The following is a 25244-nucleotide window of genomic DNA, read 5'->3' on the forward strand; positions in this document are numbered from 1 at the left end:
GATTACTCGATGATCGAGGCAACGATGCCGGCGCCGACGGTACGGCCGCCTTCGCGGATAGCGAAGCGCAGCTTTTCTTCCATCGCGATCGGAACGATCAGCTCGACTTCAACCGTGACGTTGTCGCCAGGCATAACCATTTCCGTGCCTTCTGGAAGCGAAACAATACCGGTAACGTCAGTCGTACGGAAGTAGAACTGCGGACGGTAGTTCGTGAAGAACGGCGTATGACGGCCGCCTTCTTCCTTCGTCAGGATGTAGGCTTCTGCCATGAACTTCTTGTGCGGCTTGACCGAACCTGGCTTGCAAAGGATCTGACCACGCTCAACGCCATCGCGCTGTACGCCACGAACCAGTGCACCGATGTTGTCGCCAGCTTGGCCCTGATCGAGCAGCTTGCGGAACATTTCAACGCCGGTAACAGTCGTCTTCGACGTCGCACGAATGCCGACGATCTCGACTTCTTCACCAACCTTGACGATACCACGCTCAACGCGGCCGGTCACAACCGTACCACGACCGGAGATCGAGAACACGTCTTCGATCGGCATCAGGAACGGCTGGTCGATCGGACGCTCAGGCGTCGGAATGTAGGCGTCAACCTGAGCCATAAGCTCGCGGATGGCGTCTTCGCCGATCTTCTTGTCGGAATCTTCAAGAGCAGCAAGTGCCGAACCCTTGACGATCGGAATGTCGTCGCCTGGGAAGTCGTAGGACGACAGAAGTTCGCGAACTTCAAGCTCGACGAGCTCCAGAAGTTCTGCGTCGTCAACCTGGTCAACCTTGTTGAGGAACACGACGATCGCCGGAACGCCAACCTGGCGAGCAAGCAGGATGTGCTCGCGCGTCTGCGGCATCGGGCCGTCAGCAGCAGAGCAAACCAGGATCGCGCCGTCCATCTGCGCAGCACCGGTGATCATGTTCTTCACGTAGTCGGCGTGGCCGGGGCAGTCAACGTGAGCGTAGTGACGGTTCGGGGTCTCATACTCAACGTGCGCCGTCGAAATCGTGATACCACGAGCCTTCTCTTCAGGAGCCGCGTCGATCTGGTCATACGCCTTGAACTCGCCGAAGTACTTCGTGATCGCGGCAGTCAAAGACGTCTTGCCGTGGTCAACGTGACCGATCGTGCCGATGTTGACGTGCGGCTTATTCCGCTCAAACTTGCTCTTTGCCATTAGTGGCTCTCCATCTTGTCCCTAAGCGGGAATAAACTCTAAATCTCGTTTGGGGCGTACCCCGATCACTTCTGACCGGAGTACTTTGCCTGGATGTCGGCAGCAACGTTGCTTGGAACCGGCGCATAGTGATCGAAGGTCATCGAGTACTGTGCACGGCCCTGAGACATCGAACGAAGGTTGTCGACGTACTTGAACATGTTGGCCAGCGGAACGTGAGCACTGATCACGATGGTGATACCACGCGATTCCTGACCCTGAATCTGACCGCGACGCGAGTTCAGATCGCCGATCACGTCACCGACGTAATCTTCAGGTGTCACAACTTCGACCTTCATCATCGGCTCGAGAAGCTGTGCGCCAGCCTTCTTTGCTGCTTCACGGAAGCAGGCACGCGATGCGATTTCGAACGCCAGAACAGACGAGTCAACATCGTGGTAAGCACCATCGATGAGAGTTGCCTTGACACCCAGCATCGGGAAGCCAGCCAGAGGACCGGAAGACAGAACGCTTTCGATACCCTTCTGAACGCCTGGGATGTATTCCTTCGGAACAGCACCACCAACGATCTTGGACTCGAACTTGAAGTCTTCGCCGTCTGGGTTCGGTTCGAAGATGATCTTGACACGAGCGAACTGACCGGTACCACCGGACTGCTTCTTGTGGGTATAATCTTCTTCGTGCAGCTTCGTGATCGTTTCGCGGTAAGCAACCTGCGGAGCACCGACGGTGGCTTCAACCTTGAACTCGCGACGCATACGGTCGACGAGAATGTCGAGGTGAAGTTCGCCCATGCCAGCTATGATCGTCTGACCGGATTCTTCGTCCGTCTTGACGCGGAACGAAGGATCTTCAGCAGCCAGGCGGTTGAGCGCGAGGCCCATCTTTTCCTGGTCGCCCTTGGTCTTCGGTTCGATCGCGATCTGGATGACCGGCTCAGGGAATTCCATGCGCTCGAGGATAACCGGCTTCAACGGATCGCAAAGCGTGTCGCCCGTTGTGGTTTCCTTGAGGCCAGCCAGAGCAACGATGTCGCCTGCAAAGGCTTCTTCGATGTCTTCACGGCTGTTGGAGTGCATCTGAAGCATACGGCCGACGCGCTCGCGCTTGTCCTTAACCGTGTTGATGACAGATGTGCCCTTCTCGAGCTTGCCCGAGTAGATACGTGCGAAGGTGAGCGAACCGACGAAGGGGTCGTTCATGATCTTGAACGCGAGCATGGAAAGCGGCTCGGAATCGTCAGCATGACGCTCGATTTCGGCTTCCGTCTTGAAGTCGATGCCCTTGATCGCCGGAATGTCCAGCGGAGAAGGCAGGTAGTCGACAACGGCGTCGAGAAGCGGCTGAACGCCCTTGTTCTTAAACGCGGTACCGCAGAACATCGGGTGGAACTTCACGTCGATGGTGCCGCGGCGAACGAGCGAACGGATCTTTTCGTTGTCCGGGTAGTTGCCTTCGAGGTAGGCTTCCATCGCTTCTTCGTCGATCTCGACAACAGTCTCGATCAGCTTTTCGCGATATTCTTCAGCCTTGGCCTTCATGTCTTCCGGAATTTCGACGACGTCCCACTGGGCGCCGAGCGATTCATCGCGCCAGATGAGAGCATTCATCTCGATCAGGTCGATAACGCCCTTGAATTCTGTTTCTGCGCCGATCGGCAGCTGCATGACGACGGCAGTGGCACCGAGGCGGGTCTTGATCATTTCTACCGAGCGGTAGAAGTCAGCGCCCGTCTTGTCCATCTTGTTGCAGAAGATCATACGCGGAACGTTGTACTTCTCTGCCTGACGCCAGACGGTTTCCGTCTGCGGCTCAACACCGGCGTTGGCATCGAGCAGCGCGATAGCGCCGTCGAGAACGCGCAGCGAACGCTCGACTTCGATGGTGAAGTCAACGTGGCCGGGGGTGTCGATGATGTTGAAACGACGCATCTTGCCATCGCGACCCTTCCAGAAGGTCGTGGTCGCAGCAGAGGTGATCGTGATGCCACGCTCCTGTTCCTGCTCCATCCAGTCCATCGTGGCTGCGCCATCGTGAACTTCACCGATCTTGTGCGACTTACCGGTGTAATAGAGGATACGCTCGGTGGTGGTCGTCTTACCGGCGTCGATATGCGCCATGATACCGAAGTTACGGTAATCTTCGATTTTATATTCGCGAGCCATAATGGACTGCCTTTCGATCTTCGACCGTTGAGATTACCAGCGGTAGTGCGAGAATGCGCGGTTAGCATCAGCCATCTTGTGCGTGTCTTCACGCTTCTTGACAGCAGATCCGCGGTTGTTCGCAGCGTCCATGAGTTCGCCGGAGAGGCGATCGACCATGGTCGTTTCGTTGCGCTTGCGCGCAGCAGCGATCAGCCAACGGATGGCGAGAGCCTGGCGGCGCTCCGGACGAACGTCGACCGGAACCTGGTATGTCGCACCACCAACGCGGCGAGAACGGACTTCAACATGCGGGGCGACGTTGTCGAGAGCGGAATGGAACACGCCGAGCGGCTCCTGCTTCGTCTTGCCCTGCACGGCGTCGAACGCGCCGTAAACGATGCTTTCGGCGACAGACTTCTTGCCGTGAAGCATGATGGCATTCATGAACTTGGTGACGACCAGATCGCCGAACTTCGGGTCCGGATTGATCTCACGCTTTTCTGCACTATGGCGACGGGACATACTCTTTGTCTCTCATATGTTATTGACGCTAAACCACGCGGAGAACCTCGCGCAGCGCCGAATTGTTATTGCCGAATTACTTCGGACGCTTTGCACCGTACTTCGAACGGCGCTGCTTGCGGTTCTTGACGCCCTGGGTATCGAGAACACCGCGGATGATGTGGTAACGAACGCCCGGCAAGTCCTTGACGCGGCCGCCACGGATCATGACAACGGAGTGTTCCTGAAGGTTGTGACCTTCACCAGGAATGTAACCGATGACTTCGAAGCCGTTGGTGAGGCGGATCTTGGCAACCTTACGAAGAGCCGAGTTCGGCTTCTTTGGGGTCGTCGTGTAAACGCGGGTGCAAACGCCACGCTTCTGTGGGTTTTCCTGCAGAGCAGGAACCTTATTGCGCTTTACCTGTGCCTGACGCGGCTTACGGATCAGCTGGTTTACGGTAGGCATATAACCATCCCTTGCAAAAACTACTTTAGCCACCCTTTCGGGTGGCGGCTACGCCGTTTCCGGCAACGAAGCACGCATATCCTCATGCGCAAAACGTGGCCCGATCCGGTTTCCACGGATGGACCACCAAGAGCAGAGGACGTAAAGACATACGTCTTGCGTGCAACAATCGTGTCTCGTACGTGTTTTGGACCCCTGTTTGAAGTGATCTCCAGGACGAGTCGTCCCAGATGGCCAGACTTCACATCGGCTCCGATGGCGGGCGTACTACTGTCTTAGCCCGCTGTCGTCAAGGGTAAATCCGAATTTTGTCCCCGCGCGGCAGGCGTGAACGCCTTGCATTACGGGATATTGAAAGCCTTTTATCACAAAGCCCCTGCCCTCACCATTGTTTTTCACCTTCCGCCCTTTGGCTTTTCACAAAAGCCGTCTATTGATTCCCTGAAGCACCGCCTGTCCCAAGATCAGGGCCCTGCTGGTTGCAACATGTGGCAGGCGTGGAGGTTAGATGGATTGGCCTCAGGCACCTCCTCCACCAAGGACAAAAGGAATCGCGTCATGATCACCGAACCCGACAACGACAATGGACGCGACGAGGCTATGGTCTTCGTCATCATCGGCAAGGCCTATGAGCGCGAAGGCGAAGACGGCATCGACATCCACGTCATCCTCCAGGCGCCGGACGACGACACCGCAGTGCGCGAAGCTCTGAATGCGCTGTCGGAAGAAGGCTTCCTCGAAGCCGACCTCGACCAGATCGGCATGATCACCGAAGTGCCGGACGAAGAACCCCATGCGTCTGCCTATCAGGGCGCACTGGAAGGCGAAGTCTCTATTATCCGCTTTGCTTGAAATTGAGCTGGGCGCGCAACACCGCGCCCCTCTCTCTCTCTGCCTGCAGTCAACAGACGCTTCGCAGCATCATCTCCAGACCGAGCAACACCAGCATCACCAGAAAGCAGCGCTTGAAGGTCGCCGGATTGAACGCCTTCCTGAGCCGTTGTCCAGCCACCATGCCGAGCAGCGCCGGTAAGACGGCCAGAGCCGACAGGCCCGCCTCTCCCACTTGAAATGCGCCGTGTGAGACGAGCCCGATCGCCAGTGCGATCGTGGAGACGGTGAAAGACAGGCCGAGAGCCTGAACCAGATCGTCCTTCTCAAAGCCAAGCGATTGCAGATATGGAACGGCAGGAATGACGAACACGCCCGTCGCGCCGGTAATCAGCCCCGTCAGGATTCCCACCAGAGGCGAAAGCCATCGCTCATGCGCAGGCTGAACGCGATAGGGTTTAGCCTGCAGCGTGTAGATCGCATAGATGGTCAGCGTCGCACCGAGTGCGAGCGTGCTCCATCCAGCGCCCTCACCCGTCAACATCGAGGCCGTGGCAACCGTGCCGAACAGAAGCCCCGCCATCATCGTCCACAGACGGCGCAAGATCGGCATCACATTCATGCCGGCCATCAACTGCCAAACATTGGTGAGCAAGGATGGAACGATCAGCAGCGATGCAGCGACCAGGGGTGACAGCACTCCGCCAAGGATTCCCATCGCAACCGTCGGCAGGCCCATCCCCGTCACGCCCTTGACGAGACCAGCAGAGAAGAAGGTGGCTGCAATGACAAACAATATTGAAACGGAGTAGTCGCTCATTGCTCCGTCATAGCCCGGGCTCCAGCTTCCACAATGCGGCATTGCCTTGACCAGCCTTCGGCTGGACCGAAGGCTCATTTGCCCGTAAGCTTCTCTCCATGCGCTTTGACCTCACCGACCTTCGCCTGTTCCTTGCCGTTGCCGACGCTGGCAGCATCACCCATGGCGCGCAGGAGATCGGACTCTCTCTGGCTGCAGCAAGCGACCGGCTGCGCGAGATGGAGCTTGCGGGCGGCGTTTCGCTGTTGGAAAGAGGTCGGCGCGGCATCCGCCTGACGGAGGCTGGCGAGACGCTTTCCCATCACGCCCGCCAGATCATCGGCCACGTCGCGCTGATGCGCGCCGATCTCGGGCAATTCGCCAAAGGCCTGCGGGCAACGATCCGTATGGCCGTCAATACGGCGGCCATGGTGGACACTCTGCCGCAGCGCCTGACACCATGGCTCGCGGACCATCCACAGGTCGATATCGATCTTCGCGAACGTCAAAGCCATGAGATTTCCCGCAGTGTCACGGCAGGCTTTTCCGATATCGGTATCTTATCCGATGAGGCAGCACACGAGGCGCTTGTTTTCAAACCCTTCGCTACCAGTCAACTCGCCATTGTCAGCGCCAAGTCTCACAGGCTGGCAAACGAAAAGCAGGTGCGCTTCGAGAGCCTGACCGACGACTATTTCATCGGGCTGAAGGACGGAGCCTTGCAGGCCCATATCGAGTCCCAGGCGGAAAAGATCGGCGCGCGTTTGCGCTACCGTATCAGCCTGCGGACCTACGAAAGCATCTGCCATGCCACAAGCGCGGGCCTCGGCATCGCCATCGTTCCATCCACCATCGCTCACCACTGCAAACGAAATTATCCCTTGTCCGTCACGCCGTTAGCGGACGCATGGGCGCGACGCAATCTCGTGGTCTGTATTGCCAGGGACGCAGAGCAGACGCCGCTGGTCCGAGACCTGTTCGAGCATCTGTCCGCATGAAACGCAAAGACGCCACAGCATTGGCTGGAAAATCAGAGCCGATTTTCTCAAAGCACGATGCATAGAGTCTAGGAGATAGAACATCCTTGGGCATCCGAGATGACCCACGGCGCTCTATCGATCCAACTGGATGACTCTATCCGGCGAAAGCGCCCTCACGAACGCCTCGTCGTGACTGATAGCCAGGACGGCTCCGTCATAGGCTGCCAGTGCCGCCTCAAGCGCTGCGATCCCGTCCAGATCGAGATGATTGGTAGGCTCGTCGAGGATCAGCAGTTGCGGCGGTGTCACGGCGCCAAGCGTGCAGGCGAGCCCCGCCCGCAAGCGTTCGCCGCCGCTCAAACTGGCAGCCTTGCGTAACGCATCGTCCGCGCGAAATTTGAACCGGGCAAGCGCCGCATAAGCCTCTTCATCGAGCGCGGATGCGTGCGTCCGGCGGAAATTCTCAAGCAAGGTCAGATTATCGCGAATAGACTGGACATGCTGGTCCAAAACGGCAAACGGGACCCGCATATCCACCACGCCCTCGAAGGGTGCCATCTCGCCAGAAATCATCTTCAGCAGTGTGGTCTTCCCGCTGCCATTTGGTCCGGCAAGCACGACGCGTTCCGGCCCGGTGATGGACAAGGAGAGGCCGCGGATGACGGGCTGCGATCGATCGTATCCGCCGGTGACGCCGTCGAGCCGCAAGACAATCTTGCCTGCGACCAGGCGGGTTGAGGGGATGTCCATCCGGATCGGCTGAAGCACCTCTATTCGGGACCGTGCGGACGATAGCGCTGCCTCCGCCGCCTCACGTCGGGCGTCGCGCAAGCGCGTGCCTGCTGCACCGGACGCTTCAGCCCGACCCTTCGCTGCATCCATCAATATTTTCGGCTGATCGCCTCTGCTCCGGCTCTTTGCCCCGGCACTGTCCTTGCGTGCCTTCCGCTCGGCTGCTTGCTGCGCGCGTTGCGCCGCCTCACGACCTGCCCTTTCCGCATGCGACAGGTCATGTGTCGCCGCATCCAGTTCCAACTGCTTGAGCGCACGATACGCGCTGTAATTCCCGCCATAACGAGACATGCCGAGCGTTGTCAGTTCGGCAATGGCATCCATCTCTTCCAGCAATTCACGATCATGGCTGACGACGATGGCGCCGCGCCGCCAGTGACGCAAAAGCTCGATCACCATATCCCGCCCTGCCCGGTCGAGATTATTGGTTGGCTCGTCAAGCAGAAGAAAATCCGGCTCGGCCATCGTGATCGCCGCGAGTGCAGCTCGCACGCGCTGCCCGCCGGAAAGCGTGGCAAGCGGCGTATCTGGAGCCGCACAAAGACTATAATGCTCGAGCGCCGCTTCCATCCTGGCGCCAGCCGTCCAGTCCGCTTCGGCCAGTTCGTCGACACTCGCCTGCCCCGCGGCCGCACGTTCGAGCATCGCCAGCGCCTCCCGCAAACCGAAGAGATCCGCAAGCGTCGCATCGGGCCCAGTCATCCCGTCCTGGCGCATCAGCGCAACCGTGCCAGACAAGGCGACACGACCGGCATAGGGCATCATGTTGCCGGCGATCACGTGCAAGAGCGTCGTTTTGCCCACGCCGTTGCGCCCGACGAGCCCGATACGCTCACAGGTAAAACTGAAATCGATGTTGGTGAAAAGCCGTTTGCCGTCAGACTTGATGCAGGACAGACCGGAAAGAGAAATCGACGAAGCCATGGGATAAAACATCTCGCTGCAGAACCAAAGGGAAAGTGGTTGCGAGTGTCAAATCCATCGTCGTCATGTCTCCTCTATTGAAGTGCCCTCAAGATAGGGCCGTTAACCCGATCGTTCAAGTCACATCAATTTGCGCGCCCTCCAAGGAGGAATCCGGCGATCTGGGGCCACCGTGCAAAAACAAAAAAACGCCCGGATTGCTCCGGGCGTTTGTATCTCCACGAGCGCGACCCTCTCACGAGGTGCCTGCGCTGACTGCCTTACTCGGCAGCCGGTGCCTTGTCCGTCATGTCCTGCAGCATCTGGTTTGCGGAAGCAGAGCCAGTGCTCTTCTTGCGCTCCTCGATGATGAGGTCGTCGCGGGTCGTCGCGATGCGGCGGATCTGCGTCATGGTGCCGCCGGTACCAGCCGGGATGAGGCGGCCGACGATGACGTTTTCCTTGAGGCCCTGCAGCGTGTCCGTCTTGCCGGCAATTGCAGCTTCCGTGAGAACCTTTGTGGTTTCCTGGAACGAAGCAGCCGAGATGAAGGACGGCGTCTGCAGCGATGCCTTGGTGATACCGAGAAGAACCGGTTCGCCATAGGCAGGCTTCTTGCCTTCTTCGATCAGACGATCGTTGTTGTCTTCCATCTCGATGCGGTCGACGTTGTCGCCCACGATGTACTGGCTGTCGCCGGCATCCGTGATCTCAACCTTCTGCAGCATCTGACGAACGATCACTTCGATGTGCTTGTCGTTGATGACAACGCCCTGCAGACGATAGACTTCCTGGATTTCGTTCACGAGGTAGGAAGCGAGTGCTTCCACGCCCTTGATCGCCAGAATGTCGTGCGGTGCCGGGTTGCCGTCGAGAATGTACTCGCCCTTCTCGATGTAGTCGCCTTCCTGAAGATGGAAGGGCTTGCCCTTCGGGATCAGGTATTCGACTGGCTCGACGCCGTCTTCCGCAGGCTCGATCTGAACACGGCGCTTGTTCTTGTAGTCGCGGCCGAGACGGATCGTACCATCGATTTCAGCGATGATAGCGTGATCCTTCGGACGACGCGCTTCGAAGAGTTCGGCAACGCGCGGCAGACCACCGGTGATGTCCTTGGTCTTGGCGCTTTCCAGCGGCGAACGTGCAAGCACGTCACCCTGGAAGACCTTCTGACCAGGCTCGACCGACAGAATGGCATCCACCGAGAGCTGGAAGCGGGCTTCGCCGCCACGAGACAGCTTGGCAACTGCACCGGACGCATCCTTGATCACGATCGAAGGCTTCAGATCTGAACCACGTGGTGTCGAACGCCAGTCGATAACCTGACGCTTGGTGATACCGGTGGATTCGTCGGTCGCTTCGAGAACGGAGAGACCATCGACCAGATCTTCGAAGTGAACAGTACCTTCCACTTCCGTCATCATTGGACGGGTGTAAGGGTCCCACTCTGCCAGACGCTGACCGCGCTTGACCTTGTCGCCATCATCCACGAACAGCTTCGAACCATAGGCGACGCGCTGCGAAGAACGCTCGACGCCACGCTCATCGAGGATGGTGACCGACATGTTGCGGCCCATGGCGATGAGAACACCTTCCGACGAGCGGAGGATGTTGCGGTTCTTGATCTGGATCGTGCCTTCGTAGGACGCTTCCAGGAACGACTGGTCAACCACGTTGGCCGTACCACCAAGGTGGAACGTACGCATGGTCAACTGCGTGCCTGGCTCACCGATCGACTGAGCGGCGATAACGCCGACGGCTTCGCCCATATTGACAGGCGTACCGCGTGCAAGGTCACGACCGTAGCAGACGCCGCAGACACCAACCTGGATTTCGCAGGTCAGAGCCGAACGGATGCGAACGGACTGGATGCCAGCCTTTTCGATCACGGCAACGTCGGCTTCATCGATCAGCGTGCCGGCCTTGACGATGTTCTCGCCAGTAACCGGGTTGTCGATGTCATCGAGCGATGTACGACCGAGAATACGGGCGCCGAGCGAAGCAACGACCTGACCGGCATCGACGATGGCAGTCATGGTGAGGCCCTTGTCGGTGCCGCAATCACGAGAGTTGACGATGCAGTCCTGCGCAACGTCGACGAGACGACGTGTCAGGTAACCGGAGTTCGCCGTCTTCAAGGCGGTGTCTGCAAGACCCTTACGGGCACCGTGGGTCGAGTTGAAGTACTCGTTAACGGTCAGGCCTTCTTTGAAGTTCGAGATGATCGGCGTCTCGATGATCTCGCCAGATGGCTTGGCCATAAGGCCGCGCATACCGCCAAGCTGACGCATCTGGTTCGGTGAACCGCGGGCACCCGAGTGGCTCATCATGTAGATGGAGTTCATCGGCTTCTGGCGGCCCGTATCCGGGTCGAATTCCACAGCCTTAATGCGCGCCATCATTTCTTCGGCGACCTTTTCAGTCGCCTTGCCCCAGGCGTCGACAACCTTGTTGTACTTTTCGCCCTGGGTGATGAGACCGTCATTGTACTGCTGCTCGTATTCCTTCACCAGGGATTCGGTGTCGCCAACGATCTTTGCCTTGGTGTCCGGAATGATCATGTCGTCCTTGCCGAACGAAATGCCGGCGCGGCAGGCATGGGTGAAGCCGAGCTGCATGATGCGGTCACAGAAAATGACCGTGTCCTTCTGGCCGCAATGACGGTAGACCGTGTCGATCATCTTGGAGATGTTCTTCTTGGTCATTTCCTGGTTGCAGGTCTCGAAAGGCACGTTCACATTCTTCGGCAGAAGTTCGCCGATGATCATGCGTCCAGGTGTCGTTTCGTAGATCTTGGACACCAACTTGCCGTCGGCATCGATCGTCTTGAAGCGGCCACGGATTTTCGCGTGCAGCGTCACGACCTTGTTTTCCAGAGCATGATGCAGTTCGCCCATGTCGGAGAAGGCCATGCCTTCGCCGGGCTCGCGCTCGTTCATGATCGAGAGGTAGTAAAGGCCGAGAACCATGTCCTGCGAAGGAACGATGATCGGTGCGCCGTTTGCCGGGTGCAGAATGTTGTTGGTCGACATCATCAGCACGCGTGCTTCCAGCTGCGCTTCAAGCGACAGCGGAACGTGCACGGCCATCTGGTCACCGTCGAAGTCGGCGTTGAACGCCGTGCAGACGAGCGGATGCAGCTGGATGGCCTTGCCTTCGACCAGCGTGGGTTCGAAAGCCTGGATGCCCAGACGGTGCAGCGTCGGTGCGCGGTTCAGAAGAACCGGATGCTCGCGGATGACCTCGTCGAGGATATCCCAGACTTCCGGCTTTTCCTTTTCAACCAGCTTCTTGGCCTGCTTGACGGTGGAGGAATAACCCTTGGCGTCAAGGCGGGCATAGATGAACGGCTTGAACAGTTCGAGCGCCATCTTCTTTGGCAGGCCGCACTGATGCAGCTTCAGTTCCGGACCGGTCACGATGACCGAACGGCCGGAATAGTCGACGCGCTTGCCGAGAAGGTTCTGACGGAAGCGGCCCTGCTTGCCCTTGAGCATGTCGGACAGCGACTTCAGCGGACGCTTGTTGGCACCCGTGATGACGCGGCCGCGACGGCCGTTGTCGAACAGCGCGTCAACGGATTCCTGCAACATACGCTTTTCGTTGCGGATGATGATGCCCGGTGCGCGAAGCTCGATAAGGCGCTTCAGACGGTTGTTACGGTTGATGACGCGACGATAGAGATCGTTGAGGTCAGACGTCGCAAAGCGACCGCCATCCAGCGGAACCAGCGGACGCAGGTCCGGCGGGATCACCGGAACGACCTTCATGATCATCCATTCCGGACGGTTACCGGATTCCATGAAGTTCTCGACGATCTTCAGGCGTTTCATCAGCTTCTTCTGCTTGAGATCCGAGGTGGTCTCAGCAAGATCGGAACGCAGATCGCCAGCGATCTTTTCGAGGTTCATCGAAGCGAGCATTTCATAGATCGCTTCAGCACCGATCATCGCGGTGAACTGGTCTTCACCGAATTCATCGACGGCAATCATGTACTCTTCTTCGGACAGAAGCTGGTTCTGCTTCATAGAAGTCAGGCCAGGCTCGGTCACGATGTAGTTTTCGAAGTAGAGAACGCGCTCGACATCCTTCAGCGTCATGTCGAGCAAGGTCGAGATACGCGAAGGCAGCGACTTCAGGAACCAGATATGGGCAACGGGAGCAGCAAGCTCGATATGGCCCATGCGCTCACGACGAACGCGCGACAGCGTCACTTCAACGCCGCACTTTTCGCAGATGATGCCCTTGTACTTCATGCGCTTGTACTTACCGCACAGGCACTCATAGTCCTTGATCGGTCCGAAAATGCGCGCGCAGAACAGGCCATCACGCTCAGGCTTGAACGTACGGTAGTTGATGGTTTCCGGCTTCTTGATCTCGCCGTAAGACCACGACAGGATTTTCTCCGGCGAAGCGATCGAAATCCGGATGGAATCGAAATGCTGCGCGGGCACCTGCGGGTTGAAAAGATTCATGACCTCTTGGTTCATGCCTTGTCTCCTTAAGGGGATGGAGCCCCTTGCTTGCATCTGGCGCGATCTTTCCCGGGCTGACCGGCCAGTGCTTCAAACATGGATCTATCCGCAAAATGCGGCGAAAGTGTCCGCCCACGAACACGCATCCGTGAGCGAAGCTGGCAGGCGCTCATTTCGAAGCGCCTGCCTTTTCTGATCTTATTCCGCCGCGTCAGGCAGCTGATCGGCAGCCTGCTGCTCTTCGAGCTTGGAGTTTTCCAGCTCGACGGAGAGACCCAGAGACCGCATTTCCTTGACGAGAACGTTGAAGCTCTCCGGAATACCGGCTTCGAAGGTGTCGTCGCCACGGACGATCGCTTCGTAAACCTTGGTGCGGCCCGCCACGTCGTCCGACTTGACGGTGAGCATTTCCTGCAGCGTGTAGGCGGCGCCGTAAGCTTCCAGAGCCCAGACTTCCATTTCCCCGAAGCGCTGACCGCCGAACTGCGCCTTGCCGCCCAGAGGCTGCTGGGTAACGAGCGAGTAAGGACCGATCGAGCGAGCGTGGATCTTGTCGTCGACAAGGTGGTTCAGCTTGATCATGTACATGTAGCCGACAGTCACCTTGCGGTCGAAAGCCTCACCCGTACGTCCGTCATAGAGAACCGACTGACCGGATTCATTCAGACCAGCGCGCTTCAGCATGGAAGCAACGTCAGGCTCATGCGCTCCGTCGAAGACCGGCGTTGCGATGGAGACGCCCTTGCGGGACTGTTCTGCCAGGCGCAGCAGCGCATCGTCGTCAAAGGAAGATACTTCATCCTTCGCTTCGGAGGCGTAGACTTCCGTCAGTTCCTTCTTCAGGTCGGTGATGTCCATCGTCTTGCGATACTCGTCGAGCAGATCGCCGATCTTCTTGCCCATACCGGCGCAAGCCCATGCGAGGTGCGTTTCGAGGATCTGACCGACGTTCATGCGCGAAGGCACGCCCAGCGGGTTCAAGCAGATGTCGACATGCGTACCGTCTTCCAGGAACGGCATGTCTTCGACAGGCACGATACGCGAGACAACGCCCTTGTTACCGTGACGGCCGGCCATCTTGTCGCCCGGCTGGATCTTGCGCTTTACAGCAACGAAGACCTTGACCATCTTCATGACGCCCGGAGGCATTTCGTCGCCGCGCTGGACCTTCTCGACCTTGTCCATGAAGCGCTGTTCAAGGCGCGACTTGGACTCGTCGTACTGACCACGCAGAGCTTCGATCTCGGACTGAACCTTCTCGTCCTCGACCGCGAACATCCACCACTGCGAGCGGGGATATTCGGAGACGACGGCGTTGGAAAGTTCAACACCCTTCTTGAAGCCCTTCGGACCGGCAATCGAAACCTGACCACGCAGCATGTCGACCAGACGGCCATAGACGTTACGGTCCAGAATGGCCTGTTCGTCGTCGCGGTCCTTGGCCAGGCGCTCGATTTCCTCGCGCTCGATAGCCATTGCACGTTCGTCCTTTTCGACGCCGTGACGGTTGAACACGCGAACTTCGACGACCGTACCGAACGTGCCCGGAGGCATGCGCATGGAGGTGTCGCGAACGTCGGAAGCCTTTTCACCGAAGATGGCGCGCAGAAGCTTTTCTTCCGGCGTCATCGGGCTTTCGCCCTTCGGCGTGATCTTGCCGACGAGGATATCGCCGGGCTGAACTTCCGCACCGATGTAGACGATACCGGCTTCGTCGAGGTTCTTCAGCGCTTCTTCCGAAACGTTCGGAATGTCGCGCGTGATTTCTTCCGGACCAAGCTTGGTGTCGCGGGCCATCACTTCGAATTCTTCGATATGGATGGAGGTGAACACGTCGTCGGAGACGATGCGCTCGGACATCAGGATCGAGTCTTCGTAGTTGTAGCCGTTCCATGGCATGAACGCGACGAGCGCGTTACGGCCAAGTGCCAGGTCACCGAGATCGGTCGAAGGACCGTCCGCGATGATGTCGCCCTTGTTCAGAACGTCGCCGACGGAAACCAGCGGACGCTGGTTGACGCAGGTATTCTGGTTGGAACGCTGGAACTTCTGCAGGCGGTAGATGTCAACGCCGGACTTGCCAGCATCGAGATCTTCCGTTGCACGGATAACGATACGTGTCGCATCCACCTGGTCGACCACGCCGCCACGACGGGCTGCGATAGCAGCGCCGGAGTCACGGGCAACGATCGGCTCCATGCCGGTACCGACGAACGGTGCTTCGGCGCGCAGGAGCGGAACGGCCTGACGCTGCATGTTCGAGCCCATGAGAGCGCGGTTGGCGTCGTCGTTTTCCAGGAACGGAATGAGAGCCGCGGCGACCGAAACCAGCTGCTTCGGCGAAACGTCCATCAGGTTGATGTTGTCACGCGGGGCCAGCATAACTTCGCCCGCATGACGGCAAACCACGAATTCTTCCGTGAATGCGCCTTCAGCGTCGAGCTCGGCATTGGCCTGCGCAACGTAATACTTCGCCTCTTCCATAGCGGAGAGGTAGATCACGTCGGTGGTAACCTTGCCGTCCACGATCTTGCGGTACGGGCTTTCGATGAAGCCGTACTTGTTGACGCGGGCGAATGTCGCCAGGCTGTTGATCAGACCGATGTTCGGGCCTTCCGGCGTTTCGATCGGGCAAATACGGCCGTAGTGGGTCGGGTGAACGTCGCGGACTTCGAAGCCTGCGCGCTCGCGGGTCAGACCGCCCGGTCCAAGAGCCGAAAGACGACGCTTGTGGGTGATTTCCGAAAGCGGGTTCACCTGGTCCATGAACTGTGACAGCTGCGAGGAACCGAAGAATTCACGAACGGCAGCAGCGGCCGGCTTCGCATTGATCAGATCCTGCGGCATCACGGTGTCGATTTCGATCGAGGACATACGTTCCTTGATCGCGCGTTCCATGCGCAGAAGACCCAGACGATACTGGTTCTCCATCAACTCGCCGACGGACCGAACACGGCGGTTGCCGAGGTTGTCGATGTCGTCGATTTCGCCCTTGCCGTCACGCAGCTCGACCAGCATCTTGACCACCGCCAGGATGTCGTCCTTGCGCAGCGTGCGCACGGTGTCTTCCACGTCGAGATCGAGACGCATGTTCATCTTGACGCGACCGACGGCCGAAAGGTCGTAACGCTCGGAGTCGAAGAACAGCGAGTTGAACATGGCTTCCGCAGAATCCATGGTCGGCGGTTCACCTGGACGCATCACGCGGTAGATGTCGAACAGAGCGTCCTGACGGTTCTCGTTCTTGTCTGCAGCAAGCGTGTTGCGGATATAGGCGCCAACATTGACGTGGTCGATGTTGAGGACAGAGATCTCGTCGAAGCCATGGCCAAGAATGACGGTCAGCGACTTGTCATCGATTTCGTCGCCGGCTTCGAGATAGATTTCACCCGTCTCGTAGTTGACGATGTCTTCGGCAAGGAAGTTGCCGTACAGGTCTTCGTCGCTGGCCTTGAGAGCCTTCAGGCCCTTGTCCGTCAGCTGACGCAGCAGGCGCGGGGTCAGCTTCTTGCCACCTTCGACAACGACTTCGCCGGTATCGGCGTCGATCATGTCGGTGATGACCTTGGCGTTCTTCAGCGTCTCGGGCTGGAAAGGAATGCGCCAGCCGTCAGCTTCGCGAGTGTAAGTCGCCTTGGTGTAGAACGTCGACAGGATTTCTTCGCCATCCATGCCAAGCGCCATGAGCAGCGACGTGACGGGAAGCTTGCGGCGACGGTCGATACGAGCGAACACGACATCCTTGGCGTCGAATTCGATATCGAGCCAGGAACCGCGATAAGGGATGACGCGCGCAGCAAAGAGCAGCTTGCCGGAAGAGTGGCTCTTGCCCTTGTCGTGATCGAAGAAGACGCCCGGCGAACGGTGCATCTGAGACACGATGACGCGCTCGGTACCGTTGACGATGAACGTGCCGTTATTGGTCATGAGCGGCATGTCGCCCATGTAGACGGACTGTTCCTTGATGTCCTTGATGGACTTCGCGCCTGTATCCTCGTCGATATCGAACACGATGAGGCGCAGCGTCACCTTGAGCGGCGCTGCGTAGGTCAGATCGCGCTGACGGCATTCCTCGACGTCGAACTTCGGTGCCTCGAATTCGTAAGATACGAATTCCAGCATGGACGCGCCGGAGAAGTCGGTGATCGGGAATACGGATTTGAATACGGCATTCAATCCCTCGTCGGGACGTCCGCCCTTGGGCTCGTCAACCATGAGGAATTGGTCATACGAAGCCTTCTGAACCTCGATGAGGTTCGGCATTTCCGCTACTTCTGGAATTCTGCCGAAAAACTTGCGTACGCGCCTACGACCGTTAAACGAAAGGGTCTGAGCCATCGTCGCTCCTTTAAAATTGCATCCGGGCCTGCAACGGACGGGAACCGATGGCCAGTCGACCCCGTCGAATAATGGGTAAAATCAATCTCGTTCCACTTCCCGGATCGATCAGGCCGGATTGCCTGATGAGCCGGTTCGGAACCATTCTCTTGAAGAACCCATTACCCAAGAACCGTTTTCAGGCGGTTCTTGGGTAATCGGTTTCAAACAGAGCGACAACGGGAGAAGGATTTTCCTTCTCCCGCCAGCAATCGCAAGATTACTTAACGTCGACCTTAGCGCCGGCGTCTTCGAGCTTCTTCTTGAGGTCAGCAGCTTCAGCCTTGGAAACAGCTTCCTTAACAGGCTTCGGCGCGCCTTCAACGAGGTCCTTAGCTTCCTTCAGGCCGAGGCCGGTGATAGCGCGGACTTCCTTGATGACGTTGATCTTGTTGGCGCCAGCGTCAACCAGGATCACGTCGAACTCGGTCTTTTCTTCTTCAGGAGCAGCAGCAGCAGCACCGCCGCCAGCAGCAGCAACTGCTACAGGAGCAGCAGCCGAAACGCCCCACTTCTCTTCGAGCAGCTTGGAAAGCTCAGCAGCTTCCAGAACGGTCAGCGAGGAGAGGTCTTCTACGATCTTTGCGAGATCAGCCATTTTTCAGTTCCTTTAATTCGGTTCGAACCGGTTTGAATATTTACAGCGAAAAACCGCCTTAAGCGGCTTCGTCCTTCTTGGAGTAAGCCGAGAACACACGAGCAAGCTGGCTTGCAGGTGCTGCCACAACCGTTGCGATGCGCGTTGCCGGGGCATTGAGAAGGCCCAGCAGCTTTGCACGCAGCTCGTCCAGCGAAGGCAGGGTCGCAAGCGACTTGACTGCATCTGCTGTCAGCGTGGTTGCGCCCATGGCGCCGCCCAGTACAACGACCTTGTCGTTGGTCTTGGCGAAGTCCATGACGACTTTCGGAGCAATCATAGGGTCAGTGCTGTATGCAATCAGCGTCTGTCCCTTGAAGAGATCTGACATCCCTTCCGACTCCGTACCCTGAAGAGCGATCTTGGCCAGGCGGTTCTTCGCGACCTTGACGGTGCCGCCAGCAGCACGCATTTTCGAACGAAAATCGTTCATCTGCGCAACTGTGACACCAGCATAGTGGGCCACGACAACTGAACCGGAAGCCTTGAAGACTTCGTTCAGCTCCGTGACGAATTCGCGTTTTTCCGCTCTTTCCACTGTCTGTCTCCAGTAGATGACTACACATTGAATGTGTACCCATCGGGTTTGCCTTTGCCTCAAGGAATTTCGTTGCCGAAATCCCAAGCGACGCTTGAGGATCCTGTCCCCCGCTCTGTCGCCGCAAACGGCTTCAGGCACAGGCACATCAGGTTCGAACCGGATTATTTAGCATCGTCTCGATGCGAAAATCCGGGCTCTTACCCGTCTCATGCAGGTTGAATGATTAAGGCCAATATCCCGAGAGATACCGACCACCTGCAATCTCGGACAGGAATTCCGGGTTGCCCCGGAAATTTCCGGCCCTTGCGAGCCGGAAATCTGTGTTGCCGCGCCTCATGTGAAGCGCGGCGAATGGATTAGGCCGTAACCGACGAAGGGTCGATCTTGAAGCCTGGGCCCATGGTGGAGGAGATGGCTACGCGCTTGACGTAGTTGCCCTTTGCACCCGTAGGCTTGGCCTTGATGACGGCGTCAGCAAAAGCCTTGATGTTTTCTTCCAGCGCCTTGGCATCGAACGAAGCCTTGCCAACGCCAGCGTGAACGATACCGGCCTTTTCGACGCGGAACTCGACAGCGCCGCCCTTGGAAGCCTTGACGGCACCAGCGACATCCATCGTAACCGTACCGACCTTCGGGTTCGGCATCATGCCGCGCGGGCCGAGAACCTTGCCGAGACGACCGACGAGCGGCATCATGTCAGGGGTCGCGATAACGCGGTCGAAATCGATCTTGCCGCCCTGAACCGTTTCCAGCAGATCTTCGGCACCAACGATGTCCGCACCAGCAGCCTTGGCTTCGTCAGCCTTGGCGCCACGGGCAAAGACAGCAACGCGAACGTCGCGGCCTGTGCCGTTCGGCAGGTTGACAACGCCACGAACCATCTGGTCGGCGTGACGCGGGTCAACGCCGAGGTTCATTGCAACTTCGATGGTCTCGTCGAACTTGGCGACAGCCCGTTCCTTAACCATCGAAATGGCATCGGTCAGGCCGTAGAGCTTGTTCGGGTCAACACCTTCACGGATCTTCTGTACGCGCTTTGCAAGCTTAGCCATGATCAACCTACCACTTCCAGGCCCATGGCGCGGGCGGAGCCCTCAACCATTGCCATTGCGCCTTCGATATCGGCTGCGTTCAGATCCTTCATCTTGGCTTCTGCGATCGTCTTGACCTGAGCCTTGGTGATGGAGCCGACCTTGGCGCCCTTGCCAGGCGTCTTGGAACCGGAGGTGATCTTAGCTTCCTTCTTCAGCCAATAGGTCATTGGCGGCTGCTTCATCGCGAAGGTGAAGGACTTGTCCTGGTAATAGGTGATGACGACCGGGATCGGCATACCCTTTTCCATTTCCTGCGTGGCGGCATTGAACGCCTTGCAGAATTCCATGATGTTAATGCCACGCTGACCAAGCGCAGGTCCGATTGGCGGGGACGGGTTGGCCGATCCTGCCTTCACCTGCAACTTGAGCTGGCCTGCAACTTTCTTAGCCATTTCTCTCTGCCTCTCAAATCGAACCGGTTGCCCGGCCCATATGCCGGAAAATCCGGCGGCTGCGGTTGCGTGGTTCGATCCCTGCCCCGGCTTAAGAGCCAGACGATCTTCCACGCGTTCTGCGACCATGGCCGCATTCCATCAGGCTTTCAAAGCAAGTACTTGCTCGACATTCCTGATGTATTTGATGAAGGGCACGAAAGCCCCTCGAAACTTGATCAGACCTTTTCGACCTGATTGTACTCCAGCTCCACCGGAGTAGCGCGACCGAAGATCGAGACCTCGACCTTAAGACGCGAGCGCTCTTCATCGACGTCCTGAACAACACCGTTGAACGATGCAAACGGACCGTCGGAGACGCGAACCTGCTCGCCGATTTCGAACGATACCGAAGACTTCGGACGCTCGACGCCCTCCTGAACCTGACCGAGAATACGGTCGGCCTCGGAGTCGGGGATCGGAACCGGCTTGTTGTCGGAACCGAGGAAGCCGGTGACTTTCGGCGTATTCTTGATGAGGTGATAGGCCTCATCCGTCAGGTTGGCGCGCACCAGCACGTAACCTGGAAAGAACTTACGTTCGCTATCGACCTTGCGACCGCGACGCACCTCGACGACCTTTTCAGTCGGAACGAGGATTCTCTCGAACAAATGGTCCAGACCCTTCTGGCGAACCTTTTCTTCGATCGATTCAGCAACCTTCTTCTCGAAATTCGAGTAGGCCTGAACGATATACCAACGCGCTGCCATTATAGTTCTCCGTTCGATTCGTTAGCGGCCGACGTTCAGCACGAGGCTGAGCAACCAGCCGATGAGCTGATCTGCCGCAAAGAAGAACAGAGCCGCAAAAATGACCATAACCAGCACCATTGCCGTGGAAATCATGGTCTCGCGGCGCGATGGCCATGTGATCTTCGACGCTTCGGCGCGCACCTGCTGCAGAAACGTAAACGGATTGGTTTTGGATGCCATTGACTGCCCACGCAATTACGGCGCGTAAAGCCGATACTAATCAGCCCCACGCACCGCGTGTCTGTTTTGACCCTACATAAACGCCGATTCCCATTTTAACAAGAGGAAATCGACATTCGGCGAATTCGCCGGATAACCGGCACCCCATCCGCCATGCAGCGAAGTTGCGCGCTTGCGAGTGAGGAAGTGGCAGGGGCAGAGGGGCTCGAACCCCCGACCTGCGGTTTTGGAGACCGCCGCTCTACCAACTGAGCTATACCCCTTTAAGACCAGCCCAGACTCAGCTTAACGCCTCGCCCGTGCGGTGTGCGCCTCCTTTAAGGCGATGCGCCAAGATTGGCAAGGGTATTTTTGCTTTTTTCCTCGATCCCACGATCCACAGGCAGGTCCAGGAAGAAGACGTGTGAAAACACGCTGTCGCACACGTATAATTTAACTTACTAAAATATTAACAGAGTATTTACAAAATATAAACGCGTTTAAATAGAAATTTTTGAATATCGGCGTGAACCAAACCGAGTATTGCCTCGTTATGGCATCGTCTTGTTACGTCTGTCTTCAGGCCGCGAGACAAACGCCGCTCGAATGAGTTGTAGCGGCGCTTCAGACTTCATTCTGCTGCAGGAAGATATGATGGCTTCCCGCGCGCTTTCCGGCGGTGCGGGTGTCCAGGTCATGCTGGTCGGTCGCATTAGTGCTCCTCGTTCATCTGCGGCTAAGAGACATGATAAATCAACTGCAACATATGAAGACCTCTCTCAAGATCACGATCACCTTCGCGATCCTCATCGTTGTCGCGGCAACGGTCAGCTTTCTTAATTATCGCAGCATTCATTTCATCGACAAGACGAATGGCTGGATCCAACACACCAATGAAGTCTACCGGGCGACGAACAGCATTCTCGTTGCTATCGTCAATCAGGAAACGGGATTGCGCGGCTATCTCATCGCCGGCAAGGACGAGTTCCTCGATCCCTATCGTGGCGGGATCAAGGACTACGAAGCTGGGCTAGCCAAGGTAAAGGAATTGACCGCGGACAACCCCGTCCAGCAGCAAAGGCTTGCTGCGCTTGACGAACAGGCCAGCGCTTGGCGCACAAACATTGCAGAAAAAGAGATTGCACTGATGCGCAATGCGGCCACCGCCGAGGAGGCAAGAGCGCTCGAGGCTCAAGGTGCGGGCAAATCTTATATGGACAATATCCGCAGCACCATTGGGGCCATTCAGGAAACTGAGCGAGCCCTGATGACGACACGAAACGCAGATGGCGATGCGGCGGTTACCAATTCAGACTGGGTGAACCTTGCTGGTCTGATCGGCCTTACGGGTTTCGCTGTGTTTGGTGGCTTCGCGCTGTATCGGGGCATTGCCGAACCGGTTGGCAGTTCCACGGCTGTCATGCGTAAGCTCGCCGAAGGCGATCTCGACGTGGATGTGCCATTCACCGAACTGAAGAACGAACTCGGTGAGATGGCGCGTGCTGTCGAGGTCTTCAAGCAGAACGCCATCAAGGTGCGTGAGATGAACGCCCAGGAGGCAGCGCTGCAGGCAAAGAGCGCAGATCTCCAATCCAATATCGGTGAGGTGGTCTCGGCAGCCGTGGCCGGCGACTTCACCAAGCGCATTACCAAGAACTACAACAATGTCGATCTCGACAGGTTCGCAGCTCAGGTCAACGAGTTGGTCGCCTCCGTCGATCGCGGTGTTGCAGAAACCCGCCGTGTCATCTCCGCCCTTTCGGACGGCGATCTGACGGCAGGCATGCATGGTGACTTCCAGGGTGCGTTTGCCGAACTTCGAGACAACGTCAACCACACCATGGCAAACCTTCGCCACCTTCTCGGTCAGGTTCGCGTCGCAATCGAAACCATCAATGGTGGCGCAGGCGAGATGCGCACAGCCTCCGGCGAGTTGTCCAAGCGCACCGAGCAGCAGGCTGCCTCTCTCGAAGAGACCTCAGCGGCTCTGGAAGAAATCACCGCAGCGGTGAAGAACTCCACCGAGCGCGCCACCGAGGCCAGCCTTATGGTTGACGAGGCACGCCGTTCGACCGAACAGTCCAGCGCCGTCGTGCAGAATGCGGTCTCCGCCATGGGCCGCATCGAACAGGCGTCTGGTGAGATTGGCCAGATCATCAACGTTATCGATGAGATTGCCTTCCAGACAAATCTGCTCGCGCTCAACGCGGGCGTCGAAGCGGCGCGCGCTGGCGACGCTGGCAAGGGCTTTGCCGTTGTTGCCCAGGAGGTTCGCGAGCTGGCGCAACGCTCCGCCAACGCTGCGAAGGAAATAAAGACGCTGATCTCCCGCTCCGGCGATGAGGTTCAGTCTGGCGTCAAGCTGGTCACGGCGACGGGCGAAGCCCTCGGCCAGATCCAGAACCATGTGGTCAAGATCAACGAGCACGTTCACTCGATCGCCACCGCAGCTCGGGAGCAGTCCACTGGACTGTCGGAGGTCAACACCGCCGTCAACCATATGGACCAGATGACGCAGCAGAATGCCGCCATGGTGGAGGAATCAACGGCCTCCTCCAATCGTCTGGCCGATGAGGCATCCAACCTCGCCCGCCTCATCACCCGCTTCAAGCTGGACGATACGGCCCCTGCCCTTCGCGCCGCATCGCTCGATGCAACGCCGGTCCTTTCTCCCGCCCGCGCACTGGGCGGCAGGTTGACCAAAGCGTTTGGCGGAAGAACAGCTGTTGCTGCTGCTCCAGGTCAGTGGGAAGAGTTCTGAAAACGATAGTAGCAACGCTGGTCCGCAACAAAGCGGACTGGCGGTGCTGACAGAATGGGTTTTTCGACAAACGCCCGGTGGCCTCCCACCGGGCGTTTTTGCTTGAATGCGAAGTGCGACGCGGATGGGGATCCGGCAAATGGTCAGCCGTCACATCCGGTAGTGACAGATCCCGTGTACCCAAAAAGCAAAAGCCCCGCTGTCGCCAGCGGGGCTTTGTCAAATCCCTTGCGGGAAAAGATTACTCGATGATCGAGGCAACGATGCCGGCGCCGACGGTACGGCCGCCTTCGCGGATAGCGAAGCGCAGCTTTTCTTCCATCGCGATCGGAACGATCAGCTCGACTTCAACCGTGACGTTGTCGCCAGGCATAACCATTTCCGTGCCTTCTGGAAGCGAAACAATACCGGTAACGTCAGTCGTACGGAAGTAGAACTGCGGACGGTAGTTCGTGAAGAACGGCGTATGACGGCCGCCTTCTTCCTTCGTCAGGATGTAGGCTTCTGCCATGAACTTCTTGTGCGGCTTGACCGAACCTGGCTTGCAAAGGATCTGACCACGCTCAACGCCATCGCGCTGTACGCCACGAACCAGTGCACCGATGTTGTCGCCAGCTTGGCCCTGATCGAGCAGCTTGCGGAACATTTCAACGCCGGTAACAGTCGTCTTCGACGTCGCACGAATGCCGACGATCTCGACTTCTTCACCAACCTTGACGATACCACGCTCAACGCGGCCGGTCACAACCGTACCACGACCGGAGATCGAGAACACGTCTTCGATCGGCATCAGGAACGGCTGGTCGATCGGACGCTCAGGCGTCGGAATGTAGGCGTCAACCTGAGCCATAAGCTCGCGGATGGCGTCTTCGCCGATCTTCTTGTCGGAATCTTCAAGAGCAGCAAGTGCCGAACCCTTGACGATCGGAATGTCGTCGCCTGGGAAGTCGTAGGACGACAGAAGTTCGCGAACTTCAAGCTCGACGAGCTCCAGAAGTTCTGCGTCGTCAACCTGGTCAACCTTGTTGAGGAACACGACGATCGCCGGAACGCCAACCTGGCGAGCAAGCAGGATGTGCTCGCGCGTCTGCGGCATCGGGCCGTCAGCAGCAGAGCAAACCAGGATCGCGCCGTCCATCTGCGCAGCACCGGTGATCATGTTCTTCACGTAGTCGGCGTGGCCGGGGCAGTCAACGTGAGCGTAGTGACGGTTCGGGGTCTCATACTCAACGTGCGCCGTCGAAATCGTGATACCACGAGCCTTCTCTTCAGGAGCCGCGTCGATCTGGTCATACGCCTTGAACTCGCCGAAGTACTTCGTGATCGCGGCAGTCAAAGACGTCTTGCCGTGGTCAACGTGACCGATCGTGCCGATGTTGACGTGCGGCTTATTCCGCTCAAACTTGCTCTTTGCCAT

At 57.8% G+C, this 25244-nt stretch carries 18 protein-coding genes and 1 tRNA gene; 3 read left to right on the top strand and 16 right to left on the bottom strand.

What is annotated here, in order from left to right:
* Positions 1-2: 2 nt before the first annotated feature.
* The 4 genes from tuf (ACTJKV_RS21545) to rpsL all read right to left on the bottom strand — a co-directional run bounded on the left by tuf (ACTJKV_RS21545) (position 3) and on the right by rpsL (position 4295).
* Complete coding sequence (gene tuf / locus ACTJKV_RS21545; protein ID WP_111851116.1) at positions 3-1178, bottom strand: elongation factor Tu; 1176 nt, start codon at positions 1176-1178, stop codon at positions 3-5.
* 65 nt (positions 1179-1243) lie between these two features.
* Positions 1244-3343, bottom strand: coding sequence for an elongation factor G (fusA, locus tag ACTJKV_RS21550; RefSeq protein ID WP_062425164.1), 2100 nt, complete (start codon positions 3341-3343; stop codon positions 1244-1246).
* A 33-nt stretch (positions 3344-3376) separates the two neighbouring features.
* Positions 3377-3847, bottom strand: coding sequence for a 30S ribosomal protein S7 (gene rpsG, locus ACTJKV_RS21555; protein WP_062425165.1), 471 nt, complete (start codon positions 3845-3847; stop codon positions 3377-3379).
* Between the two features lie 76 nt (positions 3848-3923).
* Positions 3924-4295 (bottom strand): 30S ribosomal protein S12, encoded by a 372-nt coding sequence (gene rpsL / locus ACTJKV_RS21560; protein ID WP_003507760.1) that lies wholly within the window; start codon positions 4293-4295, stop codon positions 3924-3926.
* A gap of 558 nt (positions 4296-4853) precedes the next feature.
* Between rpsL and ACTJKV_RS21565 the strand changes: the two genes are divergently transcribed.
* Complete coding sequence (locus ACTJKV_RS21565) at positions 4854-5147, top strand: hypothetical protein (RefSeq protein ID WP_062425175.1); 294 nt, start codon at positions 4854-4856, stop codon at positions 5145-5147.
* A gap of 49 nt (positions 5148-5196) precedes the next feature.
* Here the strand turns inward: ACTJKV_RS21565 and ACTJKV_RS21570 are convergent, their stop codons facing one another.
* Positions 5197-5946, bottom strand: a complete 750-nt coding sequence (locus ACTJKV_RS21570; RefSeq protein ID WP_274104252.1) for a sulfite exporter TauE/SafE family protein — start codon at positions 5944-5946, stop codon at positions 5197-5199.
* Positions 5947-6044: 98 nt separating this feature from the next.
* On the opposite strand from ACTJKV_RS21570, the gene ACTJKV_RS21575 reads away from it, so the two are divergent.
* Complete coding sequence (locus ACTJKV_RS21575; RefSeq protein WP_440599451.1) at positions 6045-6923, top strand: LysR family transcriptional regulator; 879 nt, start codon at positions 6045-6047, stop codon at positions 6921-6923.
* A 114-nt stretch (positions 6924-7037) separates the two neighbouring features.
* Here ACTJKV_RS21575 and ACTJKV_RS21580 read toward each other — a convergent pair whose 3' ends face one another.
* The 10 genes from ACTJKV_RS21580 to ACTJKV_RS21625 all read right to left on the bottom strand — a co-directional run bounded on the left by ACTJKV_RS21580 (position 7038) and on the right by ACTJKV_RS21625 (position 21350).
* A complete protein-coding gene (locus ACTJKV_RS21580; RefSeq protein WP_440599452.1) occupies positions 7038-8621 on the bottom strand; it encodes an ABC-F family ATP-binding cassette domain-containing protein in 1584 nt (527 codons plus the stop codon).
* A 260-nt stretch (positions 8622-8881) separates the two neighbouring features.
* Positions 8882-13090: a DNA-directed RNA polymerase subunit beta' gene (gene rpoC / locus ACTJKV_RS21585; RefSeq protein WP_274104243.1), complete on the bottom strand. Its 4209-nt coding sequence runs from the start codon at positions 13088-13090 to the stop codon at positions 8882-8884.
* Positions 13091-13273: 183 nt separating this feature from the next.
* Positions 13274-17413 carry a DNA-directed RNA polymerase subunit beta gene (gene rpoB, locus ACTJKV_RS21590; protein WP_062439234.1) on the bottom strand — a complete coding sequence of 1380 codons (4140 nt, stop codon included), beginning with the start codon at positions 17411-17413 and terminating at the stop codon, positions 13274-13276.
* Positions 17414-17672: 259 nt separating this feature from the next.
* Complete coding sequence (gene rplL, locus ACTJKV_RS21595) at positions 17673-18050, bottom strand: 50S ribosomal protein L7/L12 (RefSeq protein WP_062425171.1); 378 nt, start codon at positions 18048-18050, stop codon at positions 17673-17675.
* 58 nt (positions 18051-18108) lie between these two features.
* The gene (rplJ, locus tag ACTJKV_RS21600) at positions 18109-18627 is read right to left on the bottom strand and encodes a 50S ribosomal protein L10 (RefSeq protein WP_062425172.1); all 519 of its coding nucleotides are present in this window, start codon (positions 18625-18627) and stop codon (positions 18109-18111) included.
* A gap of 359 nt (positions 18628-18986) precedes the next feature.
* Positions 18987-19682 (bottom strand): 50S ribosomal protein L1, encoded by a 696-nt coding sequence (gene rplA / locus ACTJKV_RS21605; RefSeq protein WP_062425173.1) that lies wholly within the window; start codon positions 19680-19682, stop codon positions 18987-18989.
* A 2-nt stretch (positions 19683-19684) separates the two neighbouring features.
* Positions 19685-20116, bottom strand: a complete 432-nt coding sequence (rplK, locus tag ACTJKV_RS21610) for a 50S ribosomal protein L11 (protein ID WP_006316435.1) — start codon at positions 20114-20116, stop codon at positions 19685-19687.
* A 218-nt stretch (positions 20117-20334) separates the two neighbouring features.
* Positions 20335-20865, bottom strand: a complete 531-nt coding sequence (gene nusG, locus ACTJKV_RS21615) for a transcription termination/antitermination protein NusG (RefSeq protein ID WP_062425174.1) — start codon at positions 20863-20865, stop codon at positions 20335-20337.
* Positions 20866-20886: 21 nt separating this feature from the next.
* A complete protein-coding gene (gene secE / locus ACTJKV_RS21620) occupies positions 20887-21087 on the bottom strand; it encodes a preprotein translocase subunit SecE (protein ID WP_003523719.1) in 201 nt (66 codons plus the stop codon).
* Between the two features lie 187 nt (positions 21088-21274).
* A tRNA-Trp gene (locus tag ACTJKV_RS21625) sits at positions 21275-21350 on the bottom strand.
* Positions 21351-21811: 461 nt separating this feature from the next.
* On the opposite strand from ACTJKV_RS21625, the gene ACTJKV_RS21630 reads away from it, so the two are divergent.
* Positions 21812-23827 (top strand): methyl-accepting chemotaxis protein, encoded by a 2016-nt coding sequence (locus ACTJKV_RS21630; RefSeq protein WP_440599453.1) that lies wholly within the window; start codon positions 21812-21814, stop codon positions 23825-23827.
* A 241-nt stretch (positions 23828-24068) separates the two neighbouring features.
* Here the strand turns inward: ACTJKV_RS21630 and tuf (ACTJKV_RS21635) are convergent.
* Positions 24069-25244 (bottom strand): elongation factor Tu (gene tuf, locus ACTJKV_RS21635; RefSeq protein WP_111851116.1); only part of this gene is annotated, 1176 nt, incomplete at its 5' end.

Origin of the sequence: Agrobacterium sp. 22117, from assembly GCF_052045735.1 — a bacterium.
Classification (GTDB): domain Bacteria; phylum Pseudomonadota; class Alphaproteobacteria; order Rhizobiales; family Rhizobiaceae; genus Agrobacterium; species Agrobacterium cavarae.